The following is an 18,285-nucleotide window of genomic DNA, read 5'->3' as shown; positions in this document are numbered from 1 at the left end:
GAGTGAGTAATCCAAAGGTTTTTGAATTTGCAAAAGAGATCGGGATGACCCCGCTAGCCCTCATGGATAAAATCCGTGAATGGCATTTGCCGGTGAAAAGTCATATGGCTGAGCTTGAGCCAGAAATGCTTGCGCAAATTAAAATTAAACTTAGCGGTGGTTCAGCTCCAGCTGAAGAGGCTAAGCCTAAAAAAGCAGCGACTCGTAAAGCGCCAGCGAAAAAAGCGGCGGCTCCAGTAGCTGAAGGTGAAGCAGCGCCAGCTCCTCAGGCTAAAGCTCCTGTTATTCGCCGTAAAAAAGAAGAAGAAGCTCCTAAGGCTAAAGCTGCAACAGCGGAAGCTGGTGAAGAAGCTGCAGCTCCAAAGGCTCGCGTAGTTGTTAAAAAGACAGCTCCGAAAGCCGAGGAAGAAGCAGCTCCAGCACCTGCAGTTGAAGCGGCTCCGGTTGAAGAAAAAGCTCCGGCAGCAAAAGTAAAAGAAGCGCCAGCGGCTCCTGCGGAAGTGAAAGAAACTCCAGCAGCTGCAGCAGCTCCAGTTGAAGCTAAAAAAGCGGAACCAGCAGTAGCAAAAGAAATTCCTGCAGCGGCTCCGGCTCAAGCAGCAGCACCTGCAGCTCCAGCACCACAAGCTCGTAAAAAAGAAGTTGTGGTTGGTACGAGCGGTGTTGCAAGTTCTTCAACTCCGGCGACAACACCAAAAAGAAATATTATCGGTCGTATGGACCTTTCTCGTGTGCAGCCACAAACTCCGCAACGTCAACAAGGTGATCGTCCACAAGGTGGCGGTTATCAAGGCGGCGGCGGATATCAACGTGGTCAAGGTGGTGGTGATCGCCCTCAAGGACAAGGCACTGGTTTCGGTGGACCTCGTCCGGGTGGTTTCAACCGTCCAGCGGGTGGTGCGCCAACACGTAACATTCGTACTGGTTTCGTAGCATCAGCACCTCCAGAGCCAATGCCGGATACTGGTTTCCGTTCTGATTTTGATCGTCGTAAAAAAGCCGGTCCTGCACCAGTTGCTGGTCCTGGCAGAGGTGGCGAGAAAGAAAAAGAGAAGGAAGAAGAAGTAGCGGTATTCAACGCGGTTGAATTCCGTAAACGTGAAATGGTCTTCCAACCTAAAAAGAAAAAGGGAATGCTTGATCGCGAAGCGATGAAGACCCAAATCACAACACCATCAGCGCATAAACGCGTGGTGAAAGTGAATAACACCATGAAAGTATCAGACTTGGCGATGGAGATGGGCTTGAAAGCTCCTCAATTGGTTAAAGTTTTGATGAAGAATGGTGTTATGGCCAACATGAACATGGATCTTGATTTCGATACGATCGCTTTGATCGTTCCAGAGTTCGGTTGGGAAGCGCAAAACGTATTCAAAACTGCGGATGCCGTTGCAGAAGAAACCGCGTTCGGTGAATTGAATGCAGAAGCTGTGATTCGTCCTCCAGTTGTGACTGTTATGGGTCACGTTGACCATGGTAAAACATCACTTCTTGATGCTATCCGCAATGCCGATGTGGCAGCGGGCGAGGCTGGCGGTATCACTCAGCACATTGGTGCTTACAGTGTTAAAATTGAAGACGGTAACCTGATTACATTCCTAGATACTCCGGGCCATGAGGCTTTCACAGCTATGCGTGCCCGTGGTGCGAATGCTACTGACATCGCGATCATCGTGGTGGCAGCAGATGACGGTATGATGCCGCAAACACAAGAGGCCGTGAACCATGCGAAAGCAGCGGGCGTGCCGATGATCGTTGCGGTCAACAAAATGGATAAGCCAGGCGCAAATCCAGACCGTATTAAACAACAATTAACTGAACTTGAAGTCGTCCCAGAAGAATGGGGCGGTAACACGATTTTCTGTGAAGTTTCCGCTTTAAAGAAAACCGGTATCAAAGAAATGCTAGAGCAAGTAAAACTTCTTGCGGAAGTGGCTGAACTTAAAGCCAATCCGAAACGCTCTGGTACAGGTATCGTTATCGAAGCGAAAATGGAAAAAGGAAAAGGACCTGTTGCTACACTTCTAGTGAAAGACGGAACAGTTGAAGTAGGTCAGTACATCGTTGCTGGTACTATGAAAGGCCGCGTTCGTTCATTGACAAATGATAAAGGCGAAAGAATCCAATCTGTCGGTCCTGGTTTGCCAGCCGAAGTTTTGGGTCTTGAAGCAGTACCTGCTGCCGGTGATAAGTTCGACATCGTTAAAGATGAAGACACGGCAAATGAAGTTTCGACTTTAAGAAAAGAACAAGCTGAAAAAGCGGCTACGACTCCGAACGCGAAAATGTCTTTAGAAGACATCTTTGCGAAAGTGAAGTCAGGTGACGTGAAAGAACTTGCGATCGTGCTTAAAGCCGACGTGCATGGTTCTTTGGAAGCGATCAACGGCATGCTTTCTAAGATCTCTACTCCGGAAGTGAAGGCGAAAGTTATTCACTCTGCAGTGGGTGGTATTAACGAAGGTGATATTACTCTTGCGCACACAGCAAAAGGTATCGTTCTTGGTTTCAACGTACGTCCTGACTTGGGCGCACAGGCTAAGGCGAAACAAATGGGTGTGGATGTAAGAACATACTCCATCGTTTACGAATTGATTGATCAAATGAAATTGGCAATGGGTGGTCTATTAAGTCCAGACGTTGTTGAAGAAGTTATGGGTCGCGTGGAAGTACGTAACACCTTCAACGTTCCTAAAGTGGGAACTATTGCAGGTTGCTTCGTGATCGACGGTAAGATCCAACGTAACAATATGATCCGTCTTCTTCGTGAAAATAAAATCGTTTACGAAGGTAAGATCGCTTCCCTTAAACGTTTCAAAGATGATGCTAAAGAAGTGGCGCAAGGCTACGAGTGCGGTATCGGCATTGAAAACTACAACGACGTTAAAGTCGGCGATATGATGGAAGCTTATATTAAAAAAGAAGTAGCTCGCGAATTGGATGCAGGTCGCTAATGAAAAATATGGGTGATGGGCGCAGAGTCGCTCGCGTAGAAAGAGAGATTCAAGCAACTGTTGCCCAGTTTTTGATTCGTGGATTTAAATCACCATTGCCAGGTCTTGTGACGGTGGCATCGGTGAGAATGCCTGCGGATTTGCGTACTGCAAAAGTGTACATCAGCGTTCTTGGCTCTGATGAACAAAAAGAAGAAGCTATTGAACTTCTGCAAGAACGCGCTTTTGAAATTCAAAACTTTATCGGTAAAGAATTGAAAATGCGCTACTGCCCTAAACTGACTTTCTATGCGGATCACACGACGGATCAGGTTTTGAAAGTAGAAAAAATTCTTCATGAGCTAGAGATTGAACGAAAAGCTCATGGTGAAAGTACCGACGACGAATCTGATGACGAATAACTCTACATTTAACGGTCTTTTGTTGGTTGATAAACCTTCAGGGATTTCCAGTCACGACGTGGTGGCGCGTTTGCGTCGCATTTTGCAAACCAAAGCCGTGGGCCACTCGGGAACTTTGGATCCTTTGGCTTCAGGCTTGATGGTTTGCTTAATCAACGAAGGTACGAAACTTAGCCAATACATTTTAGAAGGTGATAAGGGTTATCGCGTGCGCGCTCAGTTTGGCGTTCGCACTGATACCTTAGATACCACCGGGCAAGTTTTAGAAACCAAGCCAGTCGATTTAACTAAAGAAATGATTCTAGCTGAAGCTGCGAAACTGCATGGCGAAATGGAAGTGGAAGTTCCCATCTATTCCGCGATCAAGGTTCAAGGTAAAAAGCTTTACGAATACGCCCGTGGGGAAGAGGAAGTTCAAGTCCCTAAAAAGGTCATGAAGTTCTGGGATATTTCCCCTGTGGATGTCGGCCCTGATTGGGCTGAATTTGATATTAAATGCTCTAAAGGCAGCTACATCCGTACTTGGGTAGATCTTTTAGGGAAAGCGCTGGGGTGTGGGGCCGCGATGAGTTCATTGCGGCGCACATGGTCAGCTCCCTATTTAATTCCCCAGGCTCAAACCCTTGAGCAGATCGAAACCACTGTAAAAGGTGGGAGCGCGGGGGCGGCTTTCGTTCCTATGGATTTGGCTTTGCCCCAGGTAAAAAGAATCAGGGTTAAAGGGCAGGATCGCGTCCTTTTAACGAATGGGCAGATTAGCCATGACCTGCGCAGCCAGCTTATAACCGCTTTTAAGCCTGCTGAGGATCAATATATTCAAGTTATTGACCAAGATGGCGGTCAGTTATTGGCTTTGATTGGCCTTGATCCGGGCAAGGGCTTTGCTCTTAAAAGGGTCTTTAAGTATTAGGGGCCCGGAGGGCGGAGAGCGAAGACCGGGGCTTCGCTGAACCAGCTTGACGTGCTACCCAATTATAGATAGAAGTTTAGAACTTTAAAAAACTCTGCGGTTTGTCAGCCATGACGGCCGATGGGGTGATGATAAAAACCGAGTTTAAGAGACTCAAAAATAAGGAGACTTTAATGGCAGTCACTAAAGATACTAAAGGGCAAATCGTTAAAAAATTCCAAACTGCGGATCTAGATACTGGATCTCCAGAAGTTCAAGTTGCTCTTTTGACAGCTAAAATCAATGATTTGACAACTCACTTTGCGACTCACAAAAAAGACCACCACGGTCGTCGCGGTCTTGTAACAATGGTTAACAAAAGAAGAAAACTTTTGGACTACTTGCATCGTAAAGATGGTACTCGTTACCAAGCGCTTATTAAAGCTCTTGATATCCGTAAGTAATGCAGTTGCGAAGGGGCCACAAGGCCCCTTCAGCTTTTTAAGGCGGTTGTTGCAATAACAGCCATCCTGATTCAGAATCAAAAAAAATAAATAAGTAAAAATATATAAAAGAACAGAGCAAAAAAGCTCTGTGCACACTTCAAGGAGATTTAATGAAAACGACTGTAACTACTTCGGTGGGCGGAAAACAAATCACCATCGAAACAGGCCGTTTGGCAAAACAAGCAGATGGATCAGTGCTTGTCTCTAGTGGTAACAACATGGTTCTTGTTACTGCAGTTTGTTCTAAGAAAGCATCAGAACTGGATTTCTTTCCTCTGACTGTTGAATACATCGAAAAATTCTATGCAACTGGTAAAATTCCGGGTGGCTACTTCAAACGTGAAGGTAAGCCGACAACAGATGCAGTTTTAACTGCACGTTTAATCGACCGTCCAATTCGTCCCTCTTTCCCAGAAGGTTTCAGAAACGAAACTCAAGTTGTGGCGACGGTTCTTTCTGCCGATGGCGCTTTCCCATTGGAAATTTTGGCAAGCTTAGGTGCTTCTGCCGCGCTTCATGTTTCTGATATTCCGTTCAATGGCCCAACAGCTGCTGTACAAGTGGCTCGCGTTGACGGTCAATTCGTAGCAAATCCAACTCCACAACAACTTGAAAAATCAGACATGGACATCATCGTTGCTGGTACTCGCAATGGTTTGTTGATGGTTGAAGGTGAAACGAAATTCATCTCTGAGGCTGACGTTTTGGCAGCATTGAAATTCGGTCACCAATCAATGATGCCTTTGTTGAATGCGCAAGATGAACTTCGTGAAAAAACTGGTTCTGCTGCGAAACGTGCTTTCACGGCGCCATCTATTGATGCAGATTTCAAAGCGCAAGCTGTGAGCATGCTTCAATCTAAGATTGCACAAGCATTGTCTATCAAAGTTAAGCAAGACCGTTACGCAGCTGTAGCTGCTGCTTCTGCTGAAGCGGAAACGGCTTTATTGGGTTCAATCACTGATAAAGACCTTGCTAAACAACGTAAAAAAGAACTTTCTGCAATTGTTGAAGAAATCAAATATCAAGAAGCTCGTTCAATGATCCTTGATAAAAAAGTTCGTATCGATGGCCGTGATGTAAAAACGGTTCGTTCTATCGCCAACGAAGTCGGTTTCCTTCCTCGCGCCCATGGTTCTGGTCTTTTCACTCGTGGTGAGACTCAGTGCTTGGGTACTGTAACTTTGGGTACTGGTGATGATGAACAAATGGTTGATGCTCTACTGGGCACACAAAAACGCCGTTTCATGCTTCACTACAACTTCCCTCCATTCTCTGTAGGTGAAGTGGGTCGTTTCGGTGGTCAAGGTCGTCGTGAAATCGGCCACGGTAACTTGGCAGAGCGCGCTCTTAAAGCTGTTCTTCCTGACCATGAAAAATTCCCTTACACAATCCGTGTAGTTTCTGAAGTTCTTGAATCAAACGGTTCTTCATCAATGGGTTCTGTTTGTGCTGGTACTTTATCAATGCTTGATGCTGGTGTGCCTATTAAAGGAAACGTTGCGGGTATCGCGATGGGTCTTATTAAAGAAGGCGACCGTGTAGCTGTATTGACGGACATCCTTGGTGACGAAGATCACTTGGGTGACATGGACTTTAAAGTGGCTGGTACAACTACTGGTATCACAGCTCTTCAAATGGATATCAAAATCGACTCTGTTTCTTTTGAAGTGATGGAACAAGCTTTGGCGCAAGCTAAAGATGGTCGTAATCACATTCTAGCTGAAATGGAAAAAGTGATCAGAACGGCACGTGGTCAAATCTCTGAATTTGCTCCGCGAATCGAGACGATCAAAATTAAACCAGATAAAATCCGTGAAGTTATCGGTTCTGGCGGTAAAGTTATCCGCGGAATCACTGAAGCTACGGGTGTTAAAATCGAAATCGAAGATGACGGTACAATCCACATCGCGTCTGCAGATCCAGAAGCTACTAAAAAAGCTATCGGCATGATCAATGACATCGTTGCTGAAGCTGAAGTGGGTAAGACTTATAAAGGTCGTGTTGTTAAGATCGCTGAATTCGGAGCATTCGTTGAAATCCTTCCGAACACGCAAGGTCTTCTACACATCTCTGAAATCTCTAACGAGAGAGTGCGTGCAGTGACTGACGTGCTTAAAGAGGGCGAGTTCATCGACGTGAAAGTTCTTGAAGTTGACCGTTCTGGTCGCGTGAAACTTTCTCGTAAAGCTCTATTGCAGTAGTTTTCAATTTTAAGGGGCGCATCTTACCATAGATGCGCCTTTTTTTTATCCGGAGCACAATGAGCACTCAGTTCAATAAAACTGAATTATCTAACGGAATCCGCGTTGTCAGTGAACTTCATCCAGCGTCTCGCGCGGTTTCATTAAGTATCTGGGTTTTGACTGGAACCCGTGACGAAACTCCTGATGTCGCAGGTATTTCCCATCTTTTAGAACATCTTGTTTTTAAAGGAACGAAGACTCGTTCGGCCTATCAGATTGCTAAGTCCTTGGAAGCCCTTGGTGGTGATTTGAATGCTTACACGACCCGCGAGTACACGGTTTATACCGCGATGGTTTTAAAAGACCATTGGGAAAAAGCCTTAGATGTACTTTCTGATTTAGTTTCCAACATGCATCTGACACAAAAAGAGTTCGCTTTAGAAAAAAGCGTGATCTTGCAAGAAATCGCCATGTCAGAAGATAGCCATGAAGAAATCGTGTACGATCTTTTCTATGACCAAGTGTATGGAAAACATCCCATTGGTCGTTCGATCTTAGGGACACCTGAATCCATCGCCGTGATGAAACAAAATCAGGTGATGGACTATTATAAACAGACCTACACCGGCAAAAACATCATCGTCAGTGCGGCGGGATGTTTGGATCATGATGAGCTTATGAAGGGCATTGAAAAGCGCCTGGCCCACAAGAAAAAGTCCAATCTTAAATCTAAAAGAAAAGTGCCGCGTTGGTTAGAGCGCCGCCATGTCGTTGAAAAACAAGCTGAACAAGTGCACATGTTGATGGGATTTGAAACAGCGAGCTTTAAAGACAAATATCGCTTTGAAGCTGTGATCACGAACACACTTTTAGGCGGAGGCATGACCTCGAAGCTTTATCAAAGTGTGCGTGAAAAAAGAGGCTTGGTTTACACCATTGGCTCTAGTCTTAATACCCACATTGATTCCGGCATGATGACTATTTATGCGGGAACAGAAGCTAAGAATGCGCGTAAAGTGGGGGATTTGATTTCTAAAGAGTTTAAAAAGATCCGCAAACAAGGTGTTTCAAAACACGATGTGGAAATGTTTAAAACCCAAGTTATCGGTAGCATCTTGTTAGGTTCTGATGATCTTGATAATCGTATGACTTCGTTGGCTGTGAATGAAATGGTCTTTGGCCGTTTTAGATCTGTTGAGTCAGTGATTGATGAAATCAAGAAAGTATCGGTAGATTCAGTAAATCATTATATCCGCCATGAGATTAACTTGGATAAAACTTCCGGCGTTCTTTTAGGACCTGGAGTGACCGAGTTAAAACACTGGTGGGAAAATCTTTCTTTATAAGAAGTTAGTACAAGGAATTGTGATGCAAACACTTAAAGTAAAAATCAAAAAACTAGAAAACTTCCACGGCGAATTGCCAGCTTACCAATCTGCAGGCGCCAGCGGCTTTGACGTTCGTGCGCAACTTTCAGGTCCCGTGGTTTTAAACCCAGGTGAAAAGGCAATGATCCCAACAGGGTTGTCTTTCGAAATCCCATTGGGTTACGAAATCCAAGCACGTCCTCGTTCGGGTTTGGCAGCAAAAAATGGTCTGACAGTATTAAATACTCCAGGAACCATCGATGCTGACTATCGTGGTGAAGTAAAAATCATCTTAATCAACCTTGGCAACGAACCATTCACAATCAACGATCAAGAACGCTGCGCTCAATTGGTGATTGCACCAGTTTATCAAGCGATCTTTGAAGTTGTGAATGAACTAGGAAGCACAGAAAGAGGAGCTGGCGGATTTGGCTCAACCGGCCGCGCTTAAGTCGGCGAATGAAAAGGGCCCAATCGACTGCGTTGTCGGGCCTTTCGCTTCTCTCCGACGTACTAGGAGTACGCCTCCGTTTCGCGAAAAACCCTCCGCCTTGCGCTTGGACCCTTTTGATTCGCCTTGGTTCTGGGTAGAAGGGGAATAAAAAAAGCCTGCTTATCGCAGGCTTTTTTATTCGTAAATTTTCAGCCTAGGCGTTCTAGGCGACTGATATCAATTCTGTTCCATAGCCACAATAAGAATACGATGGCGAAGATGATTGATACCAAGCGGATCGCTCTTCTTTTTTGCATTTGGAAGTTTTCAGTTAGTCCTACGGCCATCAACATGCTTGTGAATGCAAAGCCTACCAAGCTGATGGGTGGGATGATTTCTGAACCAATTTGGAAAATGAAGAAAGGGATGTTCGCAAGTAAGATCAATGTGAAAAGCTTGCGAAGTGAACACGTTCTTTTTTCGAAGACTTGGAAGTAATAATAAATAAACAGAGCGCCGATGCAGGTAGTAGCTACGCCTACGATCGGAGAGATGATAATGCCGCCCATGATTCTAAAAAAGTTGGGGGGTACTAATCCAGTCGCTACACCTGAAATTATGGAAACTGCAACTAGAGTTATGATTAGAACTGGCCAGCTCCAATCAGGAAGGTGTTTGATTTTTTCAATCGGGTGTTTCAAGAAGTTGAATAAATATTTAACAACTTCTTTGGCAGTGTCTTGGTGAGTTTTCGCTGAATTCGTAACGTCTCTATAGTCTGTCATGGGACCATTTCAACATTAGTCCAGGTTAGAGGCAACACTTCAATTTTAGCGTGAATAATTTCGCTAAAGCGTGTGTTTTAAGTTTCGTCGCGCAAATCCATTTCAGCAAGGTTGCTCGCTCTTTCCAAAAGCAGCTGGCAATTTTGGATAGCAGTTTCATCTATCGCACCCAAGGTGCTTAGGCTTGCGGGACGAATGGGTTTCACCATGTATTTATGAAGTCGGTAAGAGAGTTTTAAAAGTTTCGGTTCTGCTTTTGATAGGCGGCATTCGATCGTGGCAAAGGGAACGGGCAGGGCAAAAAGTGACTTTGACTCTTGCTTTGAAGAATCGTCGGTCATTTCGGTGATGCTTTTTATCGCGCTAGAGCGACGTCCGCGCAAAACAGATTCTAGTTCAGTGAAAGTTGGGCTATCCACCACAAGATGAAAATGTCTTTTATGATTTTCCTGCTGAGATAGGAATTCCTCAAATCGTTGGCGACGTTGATCGGCATTCTTCCAGGGCAAATGCACGGTGAAGACTTCATAGCCATGCTCAGTTAAAAACACCGGATGCAGATTCCAGAATTTACTAAAATAAAAAATAGAACGAGGCCCGGTAACAAAAAGAATTGGCCAACGGGTCAGCAAACAGTTCGGTGTCAATTCAAACGGAATGTCTTTGCGGGCTCGAGCGCGGTTTGCAAAAACCGCGAGGCCTAAAATAAAAACGGATAGACTAAGAGCGAAGACAATTAAATCCACTTCCCAATTATAGGGAAGTGTTTAAGCGAAAAGCAAAGTCAAAGCTGTTTTTATCTGCCGTACGACTGATGACAGCGTTGCGGGCGCTAACCTCGGCGCCTAAAGAAAGGTTTTTATGAACTTGGGCATGAAAGCCCGTCGAGATCACCAAGGAAGGAGTCGTGTCATTCACATCAATATTTTTGGCAGGATCTTGGAATTTCATAAAGCGGTTTGATAGACCCGCGCTGACTGAATAATTCCAAATAGACTCTAACAAATTCGAATGACCGATTTTTAAGTCAATCTCTCGCATGGTCAGTTCTTCAGAACCTGTGTCTGTGACTCCATAGTTTCTAAACACACCTTCAGCAAACCAGTGTGGTGAAAATAAATCCATGCCCATCGAAAGCTGAATTCCGCTAGCGTGACGATTGAAGTTTCGATTGTTCGTGGCAATATTCATAAAAGAATTTACGTAGCCAATTCCCGCATGCAAACGAACGTCATCAAACGAACTGGTAGAAGTTTTCACCAAGTTCTTTTTCTTGGCATTGAGCTCGTTAAGGAGGTCGTCATAGCTGACTTCTTCATAATCTCCATCGCGATCCGTGCCTGCGGCCTGGACCAAAGTGGGAGCGGAAAGTAAGCTTAAAAAGATCAGAACGAATTGGATTGTTTTTGATATTTGCATTTCTTAATTCTAGCAAGGCAATGTCATTTTTCAAAAATTCATCTTTCGTTCTAGACCTCAAATCCGGCACACTAGATATATGTTTGCCATGTTTAAAGAACGTCACAACTGTTATTGCGCCTTTTGTAAAAGTCCTCGCCGTATTTATCGTAAACGAAGCGTTTCGTTTATGAATATTATTGCCAGTGCCTTTGCTTCGGTGGTCGTGATGTTCGCGATTTGGCAGCAGTATGATCCGCGGGTGATGATTGCTTTTGTGGTGTGCTTAGCAATTTCTGAAGTCTTCGTGAAAATTCGCTGGCGCCTTTCTGTTGTATGCCGTTCTTGTGGATTTGATCCGGTGTTGTATCTTAAAGATCCTGAATCTGCGGCGCAGAAGGTGAAAGAGCAATTAGACATCCGCAAGCAAGATCCTAAATATCTATTGGCGAAACCGCTTAATTTGCCTGCAATTCCAAAGCAAAAAGCAGAGGCTTTGCAATCTAAAGGCAAGGGTAAGCTCGTTTCTCGTTCCATCTAATTTTCTAATCTCGTAATCAAGGCCATCTTTCTTGCCTATCGGCTGGGTTTATGTCAGTCTAACCCGGCATGAAAACACTTATAGTGATCCCGACGTATAACGAAAAAGAAAATATCCAAGCTATTGTTCCAGCGGTTTTGGCGCAAAATCTAAGCGTGGATATTCTTGTCGTTGATGACAACTCTCCGGATGGAACGGGTGCTATTGTACGCGAAATGCAAAAATCAATTCCTCAGCTGCATTTGCTTTCTCGCCCCGGAAAACAGGGGTTGGGCAAAGCTTATATTGCGGGTTTCCGCTGGGGAATGGATCATGGATACGAAGCGATTACAGAGATGGATGCGGACTTTTCCCACCGTCCCGAAGATTTGGGTCCCTTGCTTTCAAAACTTCAAACCCATGACTTCGCAGTAGGATCTCGCTATATTTCTGGTGGCAGAACTGTTAACTGGGGCCTTATTCGTAAGATCATTTCTCGTGGTGGCGGCATTTATGCTCGCATGATTTTGGGCTTTCCATTAAATGATTGGACGGGTGGATTTAATGCCTGGAAAAAAGAAGTTCTCATTGGCATTGATTTATCGACTGTCGAATCTAACGGTTATAGTTTTCAAATCGAATTAAAATACAAAGCGCTTAAAAAAGGCTTCAAAGGTGCAGAGTCTCCGATAGTGTTTGAAGACCGTCGCGTTGGCCAAAGTAAAATGTCATTAAAAATCGTCATCGAGGCCTTCTATCGTGTTTGGATCATGCGTTTTAAATAAAACGGCGGCGGCCCTTTTACTTACATTTCTATTTCCACTCCTATGCTGGGCGCAGTCCCAGCAAGCGACTGTGGTTCTTGATGGCGCCTTGATTTATCAAGATGCTGATTTTGATTCGCCCGTAATTAACACCGTGAAAAGGGGAGCTGTTTACAGCATCTCTAAGAATAAAAAAGGCGCGTTTTATAAAATTCGCTTAAAGCCTGGCAGCCTTGGTTGGATTTCCGACACCGATGTGCAATTGGGTGTAGTGAAATTAGAAAAACCTAAAGAGGCAAAAAAAGATAAAAAGGACACACGAAAAAAACCTTTTCATGCGACTCGCTATCGTGGGCCGGTCTTAGATTTTATTAACTATACCGAGGATACGCTGGGATCCGAACGCGCGAAATTTTTAACTTTCTATGGTTTTAAATTCAGTGGCGAAAACACTTTGTTTGACGGTGAAATCTACACTGACGCCAGCATCCTTTTCCATTTCGGTGCTCCTGGATATTATCAAGATTATACTGGCAAACCCGCTGACGGTTACATTTTCATGGCAAACTTCCTTCTGCAGACCGTTCTACCACAAAGTAAAACCCATTTATTTTATTATGGTTTCGGTCCGATGTTTCGCTACTCTCACTTCAATATTGACGTTCCAGATGGTACCGAAACAATCACATATTCTGCTGATGATATGACTTTGGGAGCTGTATTTGATGTGGGATTGGCTTTCCGCTTCGGTGCTTTTTCTTTAAAAACGGACGCTCGTTATTATTGGGAACGCACCAAGTATTATGGCTATGGTCTTAGTTTAGGTTACGAATTCTAACGCAGCGCGATTTTCTTAGAATCAAGACAAGTTCTGTTGTAGATCTGGCCCCGTACAAGGGGTGTCGATGCGTTTTCTAATTTCGCTAACTGTATTGTTTATTTCATTCACTGCCTCTGCTGCCGACATCGAACCCTACTTTGAAGCCTTAAAACAATCCCGCGTTAATTACGAACCCGATGGGGCTATCTGCGAAATGGTGGGCCTGTTGCAATATGCGCAAGATTATCCCTCTAGTGATTACATTCTTGCTTCAGGGATTGAATATTCAACCGGGGAGCTGACCTTGGGGGAGCTTGATATTGTTATCATCGACCGTAATACAGCAAAAGTCGTCTTAGTTTCCGAAGTCAAATGCTGGAAAAATCAAAAGCAAGCGTTGGAAAAAGTGAAATCCCAACGTCAGCGTTTTTTATATAACCTGGCGAAGTTTCCAAGGAAGATGAACTTTGAAACCTTTTCGGATTTACGACTAAGACCAGATCAATTCGACAGTAAAACTCTGTATAAATCCCTCTCAGATTTTGGAGGCGTGCGCCATGGTTTTGATGAGGAAATGGAGCTTACTCTTTCAGAATTAAAACAGCTTAGAATGAAGCTGCTAAAATGCCAGCAGTTTGAGGACTGCGCGCAGCCTGAATAACAGTGGACTTGCGGGGTTCCTTCCGGCAAATTCCCTCTATGTCAATCCATGTCTTGCCTCCTGAAGTAGTCGATCAAATCGCCGCTGGCGAAGTCGTAGAGCGTCCCGCGCATCTGGTAAAAGAACTTGTCGAAAACAGCATCGATGCTGGTGCCACACGCGTGCACATTGAATTTTTTGACGGCGGACGAATCGTCAAAGTGATCGACAACGGAAAAGGCATGGCCCCTGAAGATTTGCCAAAATCTTTAGAGCGATTCGCGACCAGTAAAATTTCAAAAACCGATGACCTGTGGAGTTTAAAAACTTTCGGATTCCGAGGTGAAGCCTTAGCGAGTATCTCTGCGGTTAGTAAGCTTACCATCACTTCGCGCCGTGAAGGTGATGAGCAGGCTCACCAGTTGATTTGCGAATACGGCAAGAAACGTGACATCGACAAGGTTGGTGGTTCCCAAGGGACCACGATCTTAATGGAAAATCTTTTTGATAATACGCCAGCACGTTTAAAGTTTTTAAAATCCGATGCGGCTGAAAATGGGGCGATTAAAACCACGCTTAAAGCCATGGCGTTATCTCACTATAACGTAGAAATTCGTATTCAGGAAAACGGGAAGCTTGTTAGTTTCTGGCCAGCTTGCAAAACCCGCAAAGATCGTGTTGAACAAATTTTAGAGATCAAACCGTTGTTTGAAGGGGAAGCTTCCCGCGAAAACGTAAAAGCGTATGCGGTGTTCGCAGATCCACACAATGTCGCAAAGACCGCTAAAAATATTTGGCTTTTTGCCCAGAATCGTTGGATCCAAGATCGCAGTTTGCAAGCGGCAGTGAATGAAGCTTATCGCAGTTTACTAATGCACGGCGAATATCCTATCGCTGTGGTGTGGGTTGAAACGGATCCAGATTGCGTTGACGTGAACATTCACCCAACGAAATCCCAGGTGAAATTTCAAAACGCGTCCTTGGCTTTTAGAGCTGTTGCAGCGTCGTTGCGCGGAACTTTAGAGCAAGCACCGTGGTTGGGAGCAAACGCACCTAAACCAGGACCGGCGCCTTTAGAAGGCGTTTCTGCCGGCGATTATAAATCAACTCAAGGTCTTCCAAATTTCGCAGCGGTGACGCCAAAAGAAAATCTAACTTTCCAAGATTCTTCGTTAAACACAACGACGTTTCAAAAGAAGGATTTTCATTTCCCATCAGCGAACTTGCAGCAACCAAAGTTGAACTATCAGTGTTTGGCGGATGCGGCTGCTTCAAGAGATAATTTTGAAACACCACCCGCCCATCAACAGTCTGTCCCGCAATATCAACCTGAAAAAAATCAGGAACCGCAAGGCTACTGGTCTTCGCTGGAAGTTCTAGGTCAGGCCAATCTTACTTACATCGTCACCCAAAGCCGCGATAAAATTATTTTCGTCGATCAACACGCGGCCCACGAACGCGTCGTTTTTGAAAAACTGATGAGTGCGTGGAAGGGCGGAAAAGTTGATGTGCAGGATTTTTTATTCCCTCTGGCAATCGATATGTCGCCAGAAAAAGTCGAAGCGATTTTGACTTTAGGAAAAGAAATCGAACGGCTGGGAGTTTTCATTGAAGCTCTAGGCCCAGGAACGATCGGTGTTAAAGCAGCACCTTTGATGATTAAAGAATCCATCTTAGGCAGTGTCCTAGATAAAATGGCCCACGAGATTGTCGAACAAGGCGGAAGCTTTTCATTAGAGCGTGTCGTTGGTGATATCTGCGCCACTATGGCCTGCCACTCAGTGGTTCGTGCCGGCCAAGCATTAGGCTTGGACCAAATGAAAACATTGCTGCGTGATATGGATACATTCCCACTTTCTAGCTTCTGCCCTCATGGCAGACCTGTCAGCGTGGAATATCCATTTTATAAATTAGAAAAAGATTTCGGACGAATCGTGTGATGGTGGCTTCTAGAAAAGTGATTTTTGTCGTCGGAGCAACGGCCACTGGAAAATCCGAGTGGGCACTAAAGCTTGCGCAAGAATTCAACGGCGTCATCGTTAACTGTGATTCCATTCAGCTTTATAAGCATGTTGATATCGGTGCGGCGAAGCCTTCAAAAGAAGAAATGAAGTTAGTGCCGCACTATTTGTTTGATTACGTTCTGCCTCCGCACGAGATGACTGCGGGGAAGTATCATCGTGATTTTTTTAATTGTTTAAAAGAAATTCCCGAAGATAAGGCCGTGTTTGTGGTGGGTGGCACAGGCTTTTATTTTATGGCTATTGAAAAAGGCATGTATCCTGTTTTACCAATGCCTGCAGAAATTCAAAAGCAGGTCGCTGATGAATTAGCGGCTGATGGTGGCGCAGAAAAACTTCATCAAGAATTATTAGTAAAAGATCCAGAGTACGGCGCAAAAATTCATCTTTCCGATCACTATCGTATCGGTCGCGCTATCGAACTGATGCGTTCACAAAACAAAACCGTCACGCAAATTCAAAAAGAATTCGCAGATGTTCAGGAAAAATTCCCTTATCCACTTTTAAAAATCGGACCAAGTTGGGATCGTGAAGTTTTAAAAGACCGCATTCATTTGCGAACGGAAAAAATGTTGCAGCAGGGGTTACTGGAAGAAGTGAAATCCCTTCTGGACCAAGGTTTGGAAACTTGGGCGCCAATGAGCAGTGTCGGATACAAGGAAAGCATTGCGCACTTAAAGGGTGAGTTAACTTCCCAGGATTTGCTCCAAGAAATTTCGAAAAACACACGACAGCTAGCAAAAAGACAGCGCACTTGGTTTCAACGTGACAAAGATATTCACTGGTTTGCAGGCGCAACCGGTTTCCCTGAAGCAAGAGATATGGTCGAGAAATTTCTGAACTCTTGACCCCAGAATAGGGCGTTAAGCACAATGGAGAGACTATGAGAAGCATGACTGGTTACGGCACCGCGAGAGTTCAAGCAAAAGACGTTACTGTTGAAGTGAGTATTCGTGCAGTGAATGGACGCTTTTTGGAAACTCGCTTTCATTTGCCGCGTGAATTCGTCGCCCATGAAGGGGAGCTTAAAAAAACCCTTGGTCAAAGCTTGCACCGCGGAACGATTGATATCTTCGTTTCCCGTCGAGTGAAAAGTTCCGCAGCAAAAGCTGTGATGACTGTGAATGACGGTTTAGCGAAGAAATACGTTAGCGCCTACAAGCATCTATCTAAAGAACTTTCACTGCCATATCAAGTTCACCTTGAAGCTTTAGCCCGTCTGCCTGACGTAATTAAAGTCGAAGACACTTACGAACTTCTTCCAGGTGAAGAAAAGATCTTAAAGAAAGCCTTCACGGAAGCTTGTAAAAATTGTGACCGTGAACGCGTGCGTGAAGGTAAAGCTTTAAGAAAAGATCTGGAAAAGCTTTTGATCTCGTTAGAAAAACAAGTGAAGACCATCAGCGAGTTGCGCGAAGAAGCTAATACTCAGCTTCAAGAAAAGTTCGAGCAAAAGATCCGCGCTCGCCTTAAAGGCAATGATCTTGATCCGGCTCGTTTGTCCCAGGAAATTGTGATTCAGCTTGAAAAAGCAGATATCAACGAAGAACTAAGCCGCTTAAGTGAGCATATTAAAAACTACCGCCAATTGGTGGGCTCTCAGCAGGCGGAAGGTAAGAAGTTAGATTTTTACACTCAAGAGCTGCTGCGCGAAGTGAATACGATTGGCTCAAAGTCTCAGGTAGCCAAGATCACCCAGGCTGTGGTAGAAGCTAAAACCCTTATTGAAAGACTTAGAGAACAGGTACAAAACGTACAATGAAGACTCGGTTGATTATTGTCGCCGCTCCAAGTGGCGCAGGAAAAAGTAGCTTTGTCGAAAAGATTAGCAAGGAAGATCCTCGCTTAGTCGACGTCATTACTTTTACTACCCGGGAAATGCGTAAAGGGGAGTCTGAAGGCCACCCGTACCACTTCATCGATTCTGAAGACTTCCAAAAAAAGGTCAAAGAGGGCTTTTTCGTAGAATGGGCCAAAGTTCACACGAACTATTACGGAACTTCCTATAAATCCATCAATGATACTTGGGAGCAGGGTAAGTGCGCGATCATGGATATTGATATCCAGGGTGTCGTGACCTTTAAAACCAAGTTCCCAGAGGACGCAAAGACGATTTTTATCCTTCCCCCGTCGATTGATGAGCTGCGTCGCCGCATTGAAAAGCGTGACGGCAAGGTTCCTAAAGATATCGAAGTTCGTATGGCGAACGCCGAAAAAGAGATCAAAGAGGCCTCAAAGTTCGATTATCAGATCGTGAATGATAACTTTGAACATTCCTACGCCCAATTTAAAAAAATCGTTGAAGAATTGCTAGCTTAGCGGTAATTTAGCCGGATTAGATATCTGCCTGGAGGCGAAATGGCTCGTGTAACTGTTGAAGATTGCTTGGAAAAAGTCCCTAATAGATTTGCTCTAGTTTTGATGGTTTCTAAAAGAGCTAAGCAACTTCTTAAAGGTGCAGAAGCGACAGTTTCTACTCGCAGTAATAAATATATTGTGAGCGCTCTTCGCGAAGTAGCTATCGGAAACGTGGGATACCAAGAAGCTATGGCTAATGAAGAAGCTATTAAGCAAATCGAGAAAGACCTTAATAAATAATTG

19 protein-coding genes are annotated in these 18,285 nt (G+C 44.6%); 16 read left to right on the top strand and 3 right to left on the bottom strand.

The window, feature by feature from the left end; all coding sequences use genetic code 11:
- Window positions 1-2 precede the first annotated feature (2 nt).
- The 7 genes from infB to dut all read left to right on the top strand — a co-directional run bounded on the left by infB (window position 3) and on the right by dut (window position 8,754).
- Window positions 3-2,954, top strand: a complete 2,952-nt coding sequence (infB, locus tag MNR06_RS05280; RefSeq protein WP_243539627.1) for a translation initiation factor IF-2 — start codon at window positions 3-5, stop codon at window positions 2,952-2,954.
- Window positions 2,954-3,355 carry a 30S ribosome-binding factor RbfA gene (rbfA, locus tag MNR06_RS05275; RefSeq protein WP_243539626.1) on the top strand — a complete coding sequence of 134 codons (402 nt, stop codon included), beginning with the start codon at window positions 2,954-2,956 and terminating at the stop codon, window positions 3,353-3,355. Before infB ends, rbfA begins: the two co-directional genes overlap by 1 nt.
- Window positions 3,303-4,265: a tRNA pseudouridine(55) synthase TruB gene (gene truB / locus MNR06_RS05270; RefSeq protein WP_243539621.1), complete on the top strand. Its 963-nt coding sequence runs from the start codon at window positions 3,303-3,305 to the stop codon at window positions 4,263-4,265. The genes rbfA and truB overlap by 53 nt, the downstream gene beginning before the upstream one ends.
- 173 nt (window positions 4,266-4,438) lie before the next feature.
- Complete coding sequence (gene rpsO / locus MNR06_RS05265) at window positions 4,439-4,708, top strand: 30S ribosomal protein S15 (RefSeq protein WP_243539613.1); 270 nt, start codon at window positions 4,439-4,441, stop codon at window positions 4,706-4,708.
- A 152-nt stretch (window positions 4,709-4,860) separates the two neighbouring features.
- Window positions 4,861-6,954, top strand: coding sequence for a polyribonucleotide nucleotidyltransferase (gene pnp, locus MNR06_RS05260; protein ID WP_243539610.1), 2,094 nt, complete (start codon window positions 4,861-4,863; stop codon window positions 6,952-6,954).
- Between the two features lie 59 nt (window positions 6,955-7,013).
- A complete protein-coding gene (locus tag MNR06_RS05255; protein ID WP_243539608.1) occupies window positions 7,014-8,282 on the top strand; it encodes a M16 family metallopeptidase in 1,269 nt (422 codons plus the stop codon).
- Between the two features lie 22 nt (window positions 8,283-8,304).
- Window positions 8,305-8,754 carry a dUTP diphosphatase gene (gene dut / locus MNR06_RS05250; protein ID WP_243539606.1) on the top strand — a complete coding sequence of 150 codons (450 nt, stop codon included), beginning with the start codon at window positions 8,305-8,307 and terminating at the stop codon, window positions 8,752-8,754.
- Window positions 8,755-8,945: 191 nt separating this feature from the next.
- Here dut and MNR06_RS05245 read toward each other — a convergent pair whose 3' ends face one another.
- From MNR06_RS05245 to MNR06_RS05235, 3 genes are all read right to left on the bottom strand, one after another.
- Complete coding sequence (locus tag MNR06_RS05245) at window positions 8,946-9,521, bottom strand: Yip1 family protein (protein ID WP_243539604.1); 576 nt, start codon at window positions 9,519-9,521, stop codon at window positions 8,946-8,948.
- Window positions 9,522-9,598: 77 nt separating this feature from the next.
- Window positions 9,599-10,267: a hypothetical protein gene (locus MNR06_RS05240; RefSeq protein WP_243539602.1), complete on the bottom strand. Its 669-nt coding sequence runs from the start codon at window positions 10,265-10,267 to the stop codon at window positions 9,599-9,601.
- Between the two features lie 7 nt (window positions 10,268-10,274).
- On the bottom strand, window positions 10,275-10,940 hold the full coding sequence (locus tag MNR06_RS05235) for a hypothetical protein (protein ID WP_243539600.1): 666 nt from the start codon (window positions 10,938-10,940) through the stop codon (window positions 10,275-10,277).
- A gap of 169 nt (window positions 10,941-11,109) precedes the next feature.
- Between MNR06_RS05235 and MNR06_RS05230 the strand changes: the two genes are divergently transcribed.
- The 9 genes from MNR06_RS05230 to rpoZ all read left to right on the top strand — a co-directional run bounded on the left by MNR06_RS05230 (window position 11,110) and on the right by rpoZ (window position 18,282).
- Window positions 11,110-11,460, top strand: a complete 351-nt coding sequence (locus MNR06_RS05230; RefSeq protein WP_243539598.1) for a hypothetical protein — start codon at window positions 11,110-11,112, stop codon at window positions 11,458-11,460.
- A 68-nt stretch (window positions 11,461-11,528) separates the two neighbouring features.
- Complete coding sequence (locus tag MNR06_RS05225; protein ID WP_243539596.1) at window positions 11,529-12,224, top strand: polyprenol monophosphomannose synthase; 696 nt, start codon at window positions 11,529-11,531, stop codon at window positions 12,222-12,224.
- Window positions 12,199-13,041 carry an SH3 domain-containing protein gene (locus MNR06_RS05220; protein ID WP_243539589.1) on the top strand — a complete coding sequence of 281 codons (843 nt, stop codon included), beginning with the start codon at window positions 12,199-12,201 and terminating at the stop codon, window positions 13,039-13,041. The genes MNR06_RS05225 and MNR06_RS05220 overlap by 26 nt, the downstream gene beginning before the upstream one ends.
- 67 nt (window positions 13,042-13,108) lie before the next feature.
- Window positions 13,109-13,684 (top strand): hypothetical protein, encoded by a 576-nt coding sequence (locus MNR06_RS05215; protein WP_243539587.1) that lies wholly within the window; start codon window positions 13,109-13,111, stop codon window positions 13,682-13,684.
- Window positions 13,685-13,722: 38 nt separating this feature from the next.
- A complete protein-coding gene (mutL, locus tag MNR06_RS05210; protein WP_243539585.1) occupies window positions 13,723-15,603 on the top strand; it encodes a DNA mismatch repair endonuclease MutL in 1,881 nt (626 codons plus the stop codon).
- Window positions 15,603-16,532, top strand: coding sequence for a tRNA (adenosine(37)-N6)-dimethylallyltransferase MiaA (miaA, locus tag MNR06_RS05205; protein WP_243540779.1), 930 nt, complete (start codon window positions 15,603-15,605; stop codon window positions 16,530-16,532). The genes mutL and miaA overlap by 1 nt, the downstream gene beginning before the upstream one ends.
- Before the next feature lie 35 nt (window positions 16,533-16,567).
- Entirely contained in the window at window positions 16,568-17,446 is an 879-nt protein-coding gene (locus MNR06_RS05200) for a YicC/YloC family endoribonuclease (protein ID WP_243539583.1), read from the top strand.
- The gene (gmk, locus tag MNR06_RS05195; RefSeq protein ID WP_243539581.1) at window positions 17,443-18,003 is read left to right on the top strand and encodes a guanylate kinase; all 561 of its coding nucleotides are present in this window, start codon (window positions 17,443-17,445) and stop codon (window positions 18,001-18,003) included. The genes MNR06_RS05200 and gmk overlap by 4 nt, the downstream gene beginning before the upstream one ends.
- A 39-nt stretch (window positions 18,004-18,042) precedes the next feature.
- The gene (gene rpoZ / locus MNR06_RS05190; RefSeq protein ID WP_243539579.1) at window positions 18,043-18,282 is read left to right on the top strand and encodes a DNA-directed RNA polymerase subunit omega; all 240 of its coding nucleotides are present in this window, start codon (window positions 18,043-18,045) and stop codon (window positions 18,280-18,282) included.
- The last annotated feature ends 3 nt before the right edge of the window (window positions 18,283-18,285 follow it).

The organism is Bdellovibrio reynosensis, assembly GCF_022814725.1.
Lineage (GTDB): Bacteria > Bdellovibrionota > Bdellovibrionia > Bdellovibrionales > Bdellovibrionaceae > Bdellovibrio > Bdellovibrio reynosensis.
Note: the sequence above shows the minus strand (reverse complement) of the source record. Positions and strands in the feature narration are given on the sequence as shown.

Coding starts and splice junctions, on each gene's coding strand:
- MNR06_RS05225 (WP_243539596.1), top strand. CDS start 11,529: ATGAAAACACTTATAGTGATCCCGACGTATAACGAAAAAGAAAATATC.
- MNR06_RS05230 (WP_243539598.1), top strand. CDS start 11,110: ATGAATATTATTGCCAGTGCCTTTGCTTCGGTGGTCGTGATGTTCGCG.
- dut (WP_243539606.1), top strand. CDS start 8,305: ATGCAAACACTTAAAGTAAAAATCAAAAAACTAGAAAACTTCCACGGC.
- rbfA (WP_243539626.1), top strand. CDS start 2,954: ATGAAAAATATGGGTGATGGGCGCAGAGTCGCTCGCGTAGAAAGAGAG.
- MNR06_RS05215 (WP_243539587.1), top strand. CDS start 13,109: ATGCGTTTTCTAATTTCGCTAACTGTATTGTTTATTTCATTCACTGCC.
- MNR06_RS05200 (WP_243539583.1), top strand. CDS start 16,568: ATGAGAAGCATGACTGGTTACGGCACCGCGAGAGTTCAAGCAAAAGAC.
- miaA (WP_243540779.1), top strand. CDS start 15,603: ATGGTGGCTTCTAGAAAAGTGATTTTTGTCGTCGGAGCAACGGCCACT.
- pnp (WP_243539610.1), top strand. CDS start 4,861: ATGAAAACGACTGTAACTACTTCGGTGGGCGGAAAACAAATCACCATC.
- gmk (WP_243539581.1), top strand. CDS start 17,443: ATGAAGACTCGGTTGATTATTGTCGCCGCTCCAAGTGGCGCAGGAAAA.
- rpsO (WP_243539613.1), top strand. CDS start 4,439: ATGGCAGTCACTAAAGATACTAAAGGGCAAATCGTTAAAAAATTCCAA.
- MNR06_RS05255 (WP_243539608.1), top strand. CDS start 7,014: ATGAGCACTCAGTTCAATAAAACTGAATTATCTAACGGAATCCGCGTT.
- MNR06_RS05235 (WP_243539600.1), bottom strand. CDS start 10,940: ATGCAAATATCAAAAACAATCCAATTCGTTCTGATCTTTTTAAGCTTA.
- rpoZ (WP_243539579.1), top strand. CDS start 18,043: ATGGCTCGTGTAACTGTTGAAGATTGCTTGGAAAAAGTCCCTAATAGA.
- MNR06_RS05245 (WP_243539604.1), bottom strand. CDS start 9,521: ATGACAGACTATAGAGACGTTACGAATTCAGCGAAAACTCACCAAGAC.
- mutL (WP_243539585.1), top strand. CDS start 13,723: ATGTCAATCCATGTCTTGCCTCCTGAAGTAGTCGATCAAATCGCCGCT.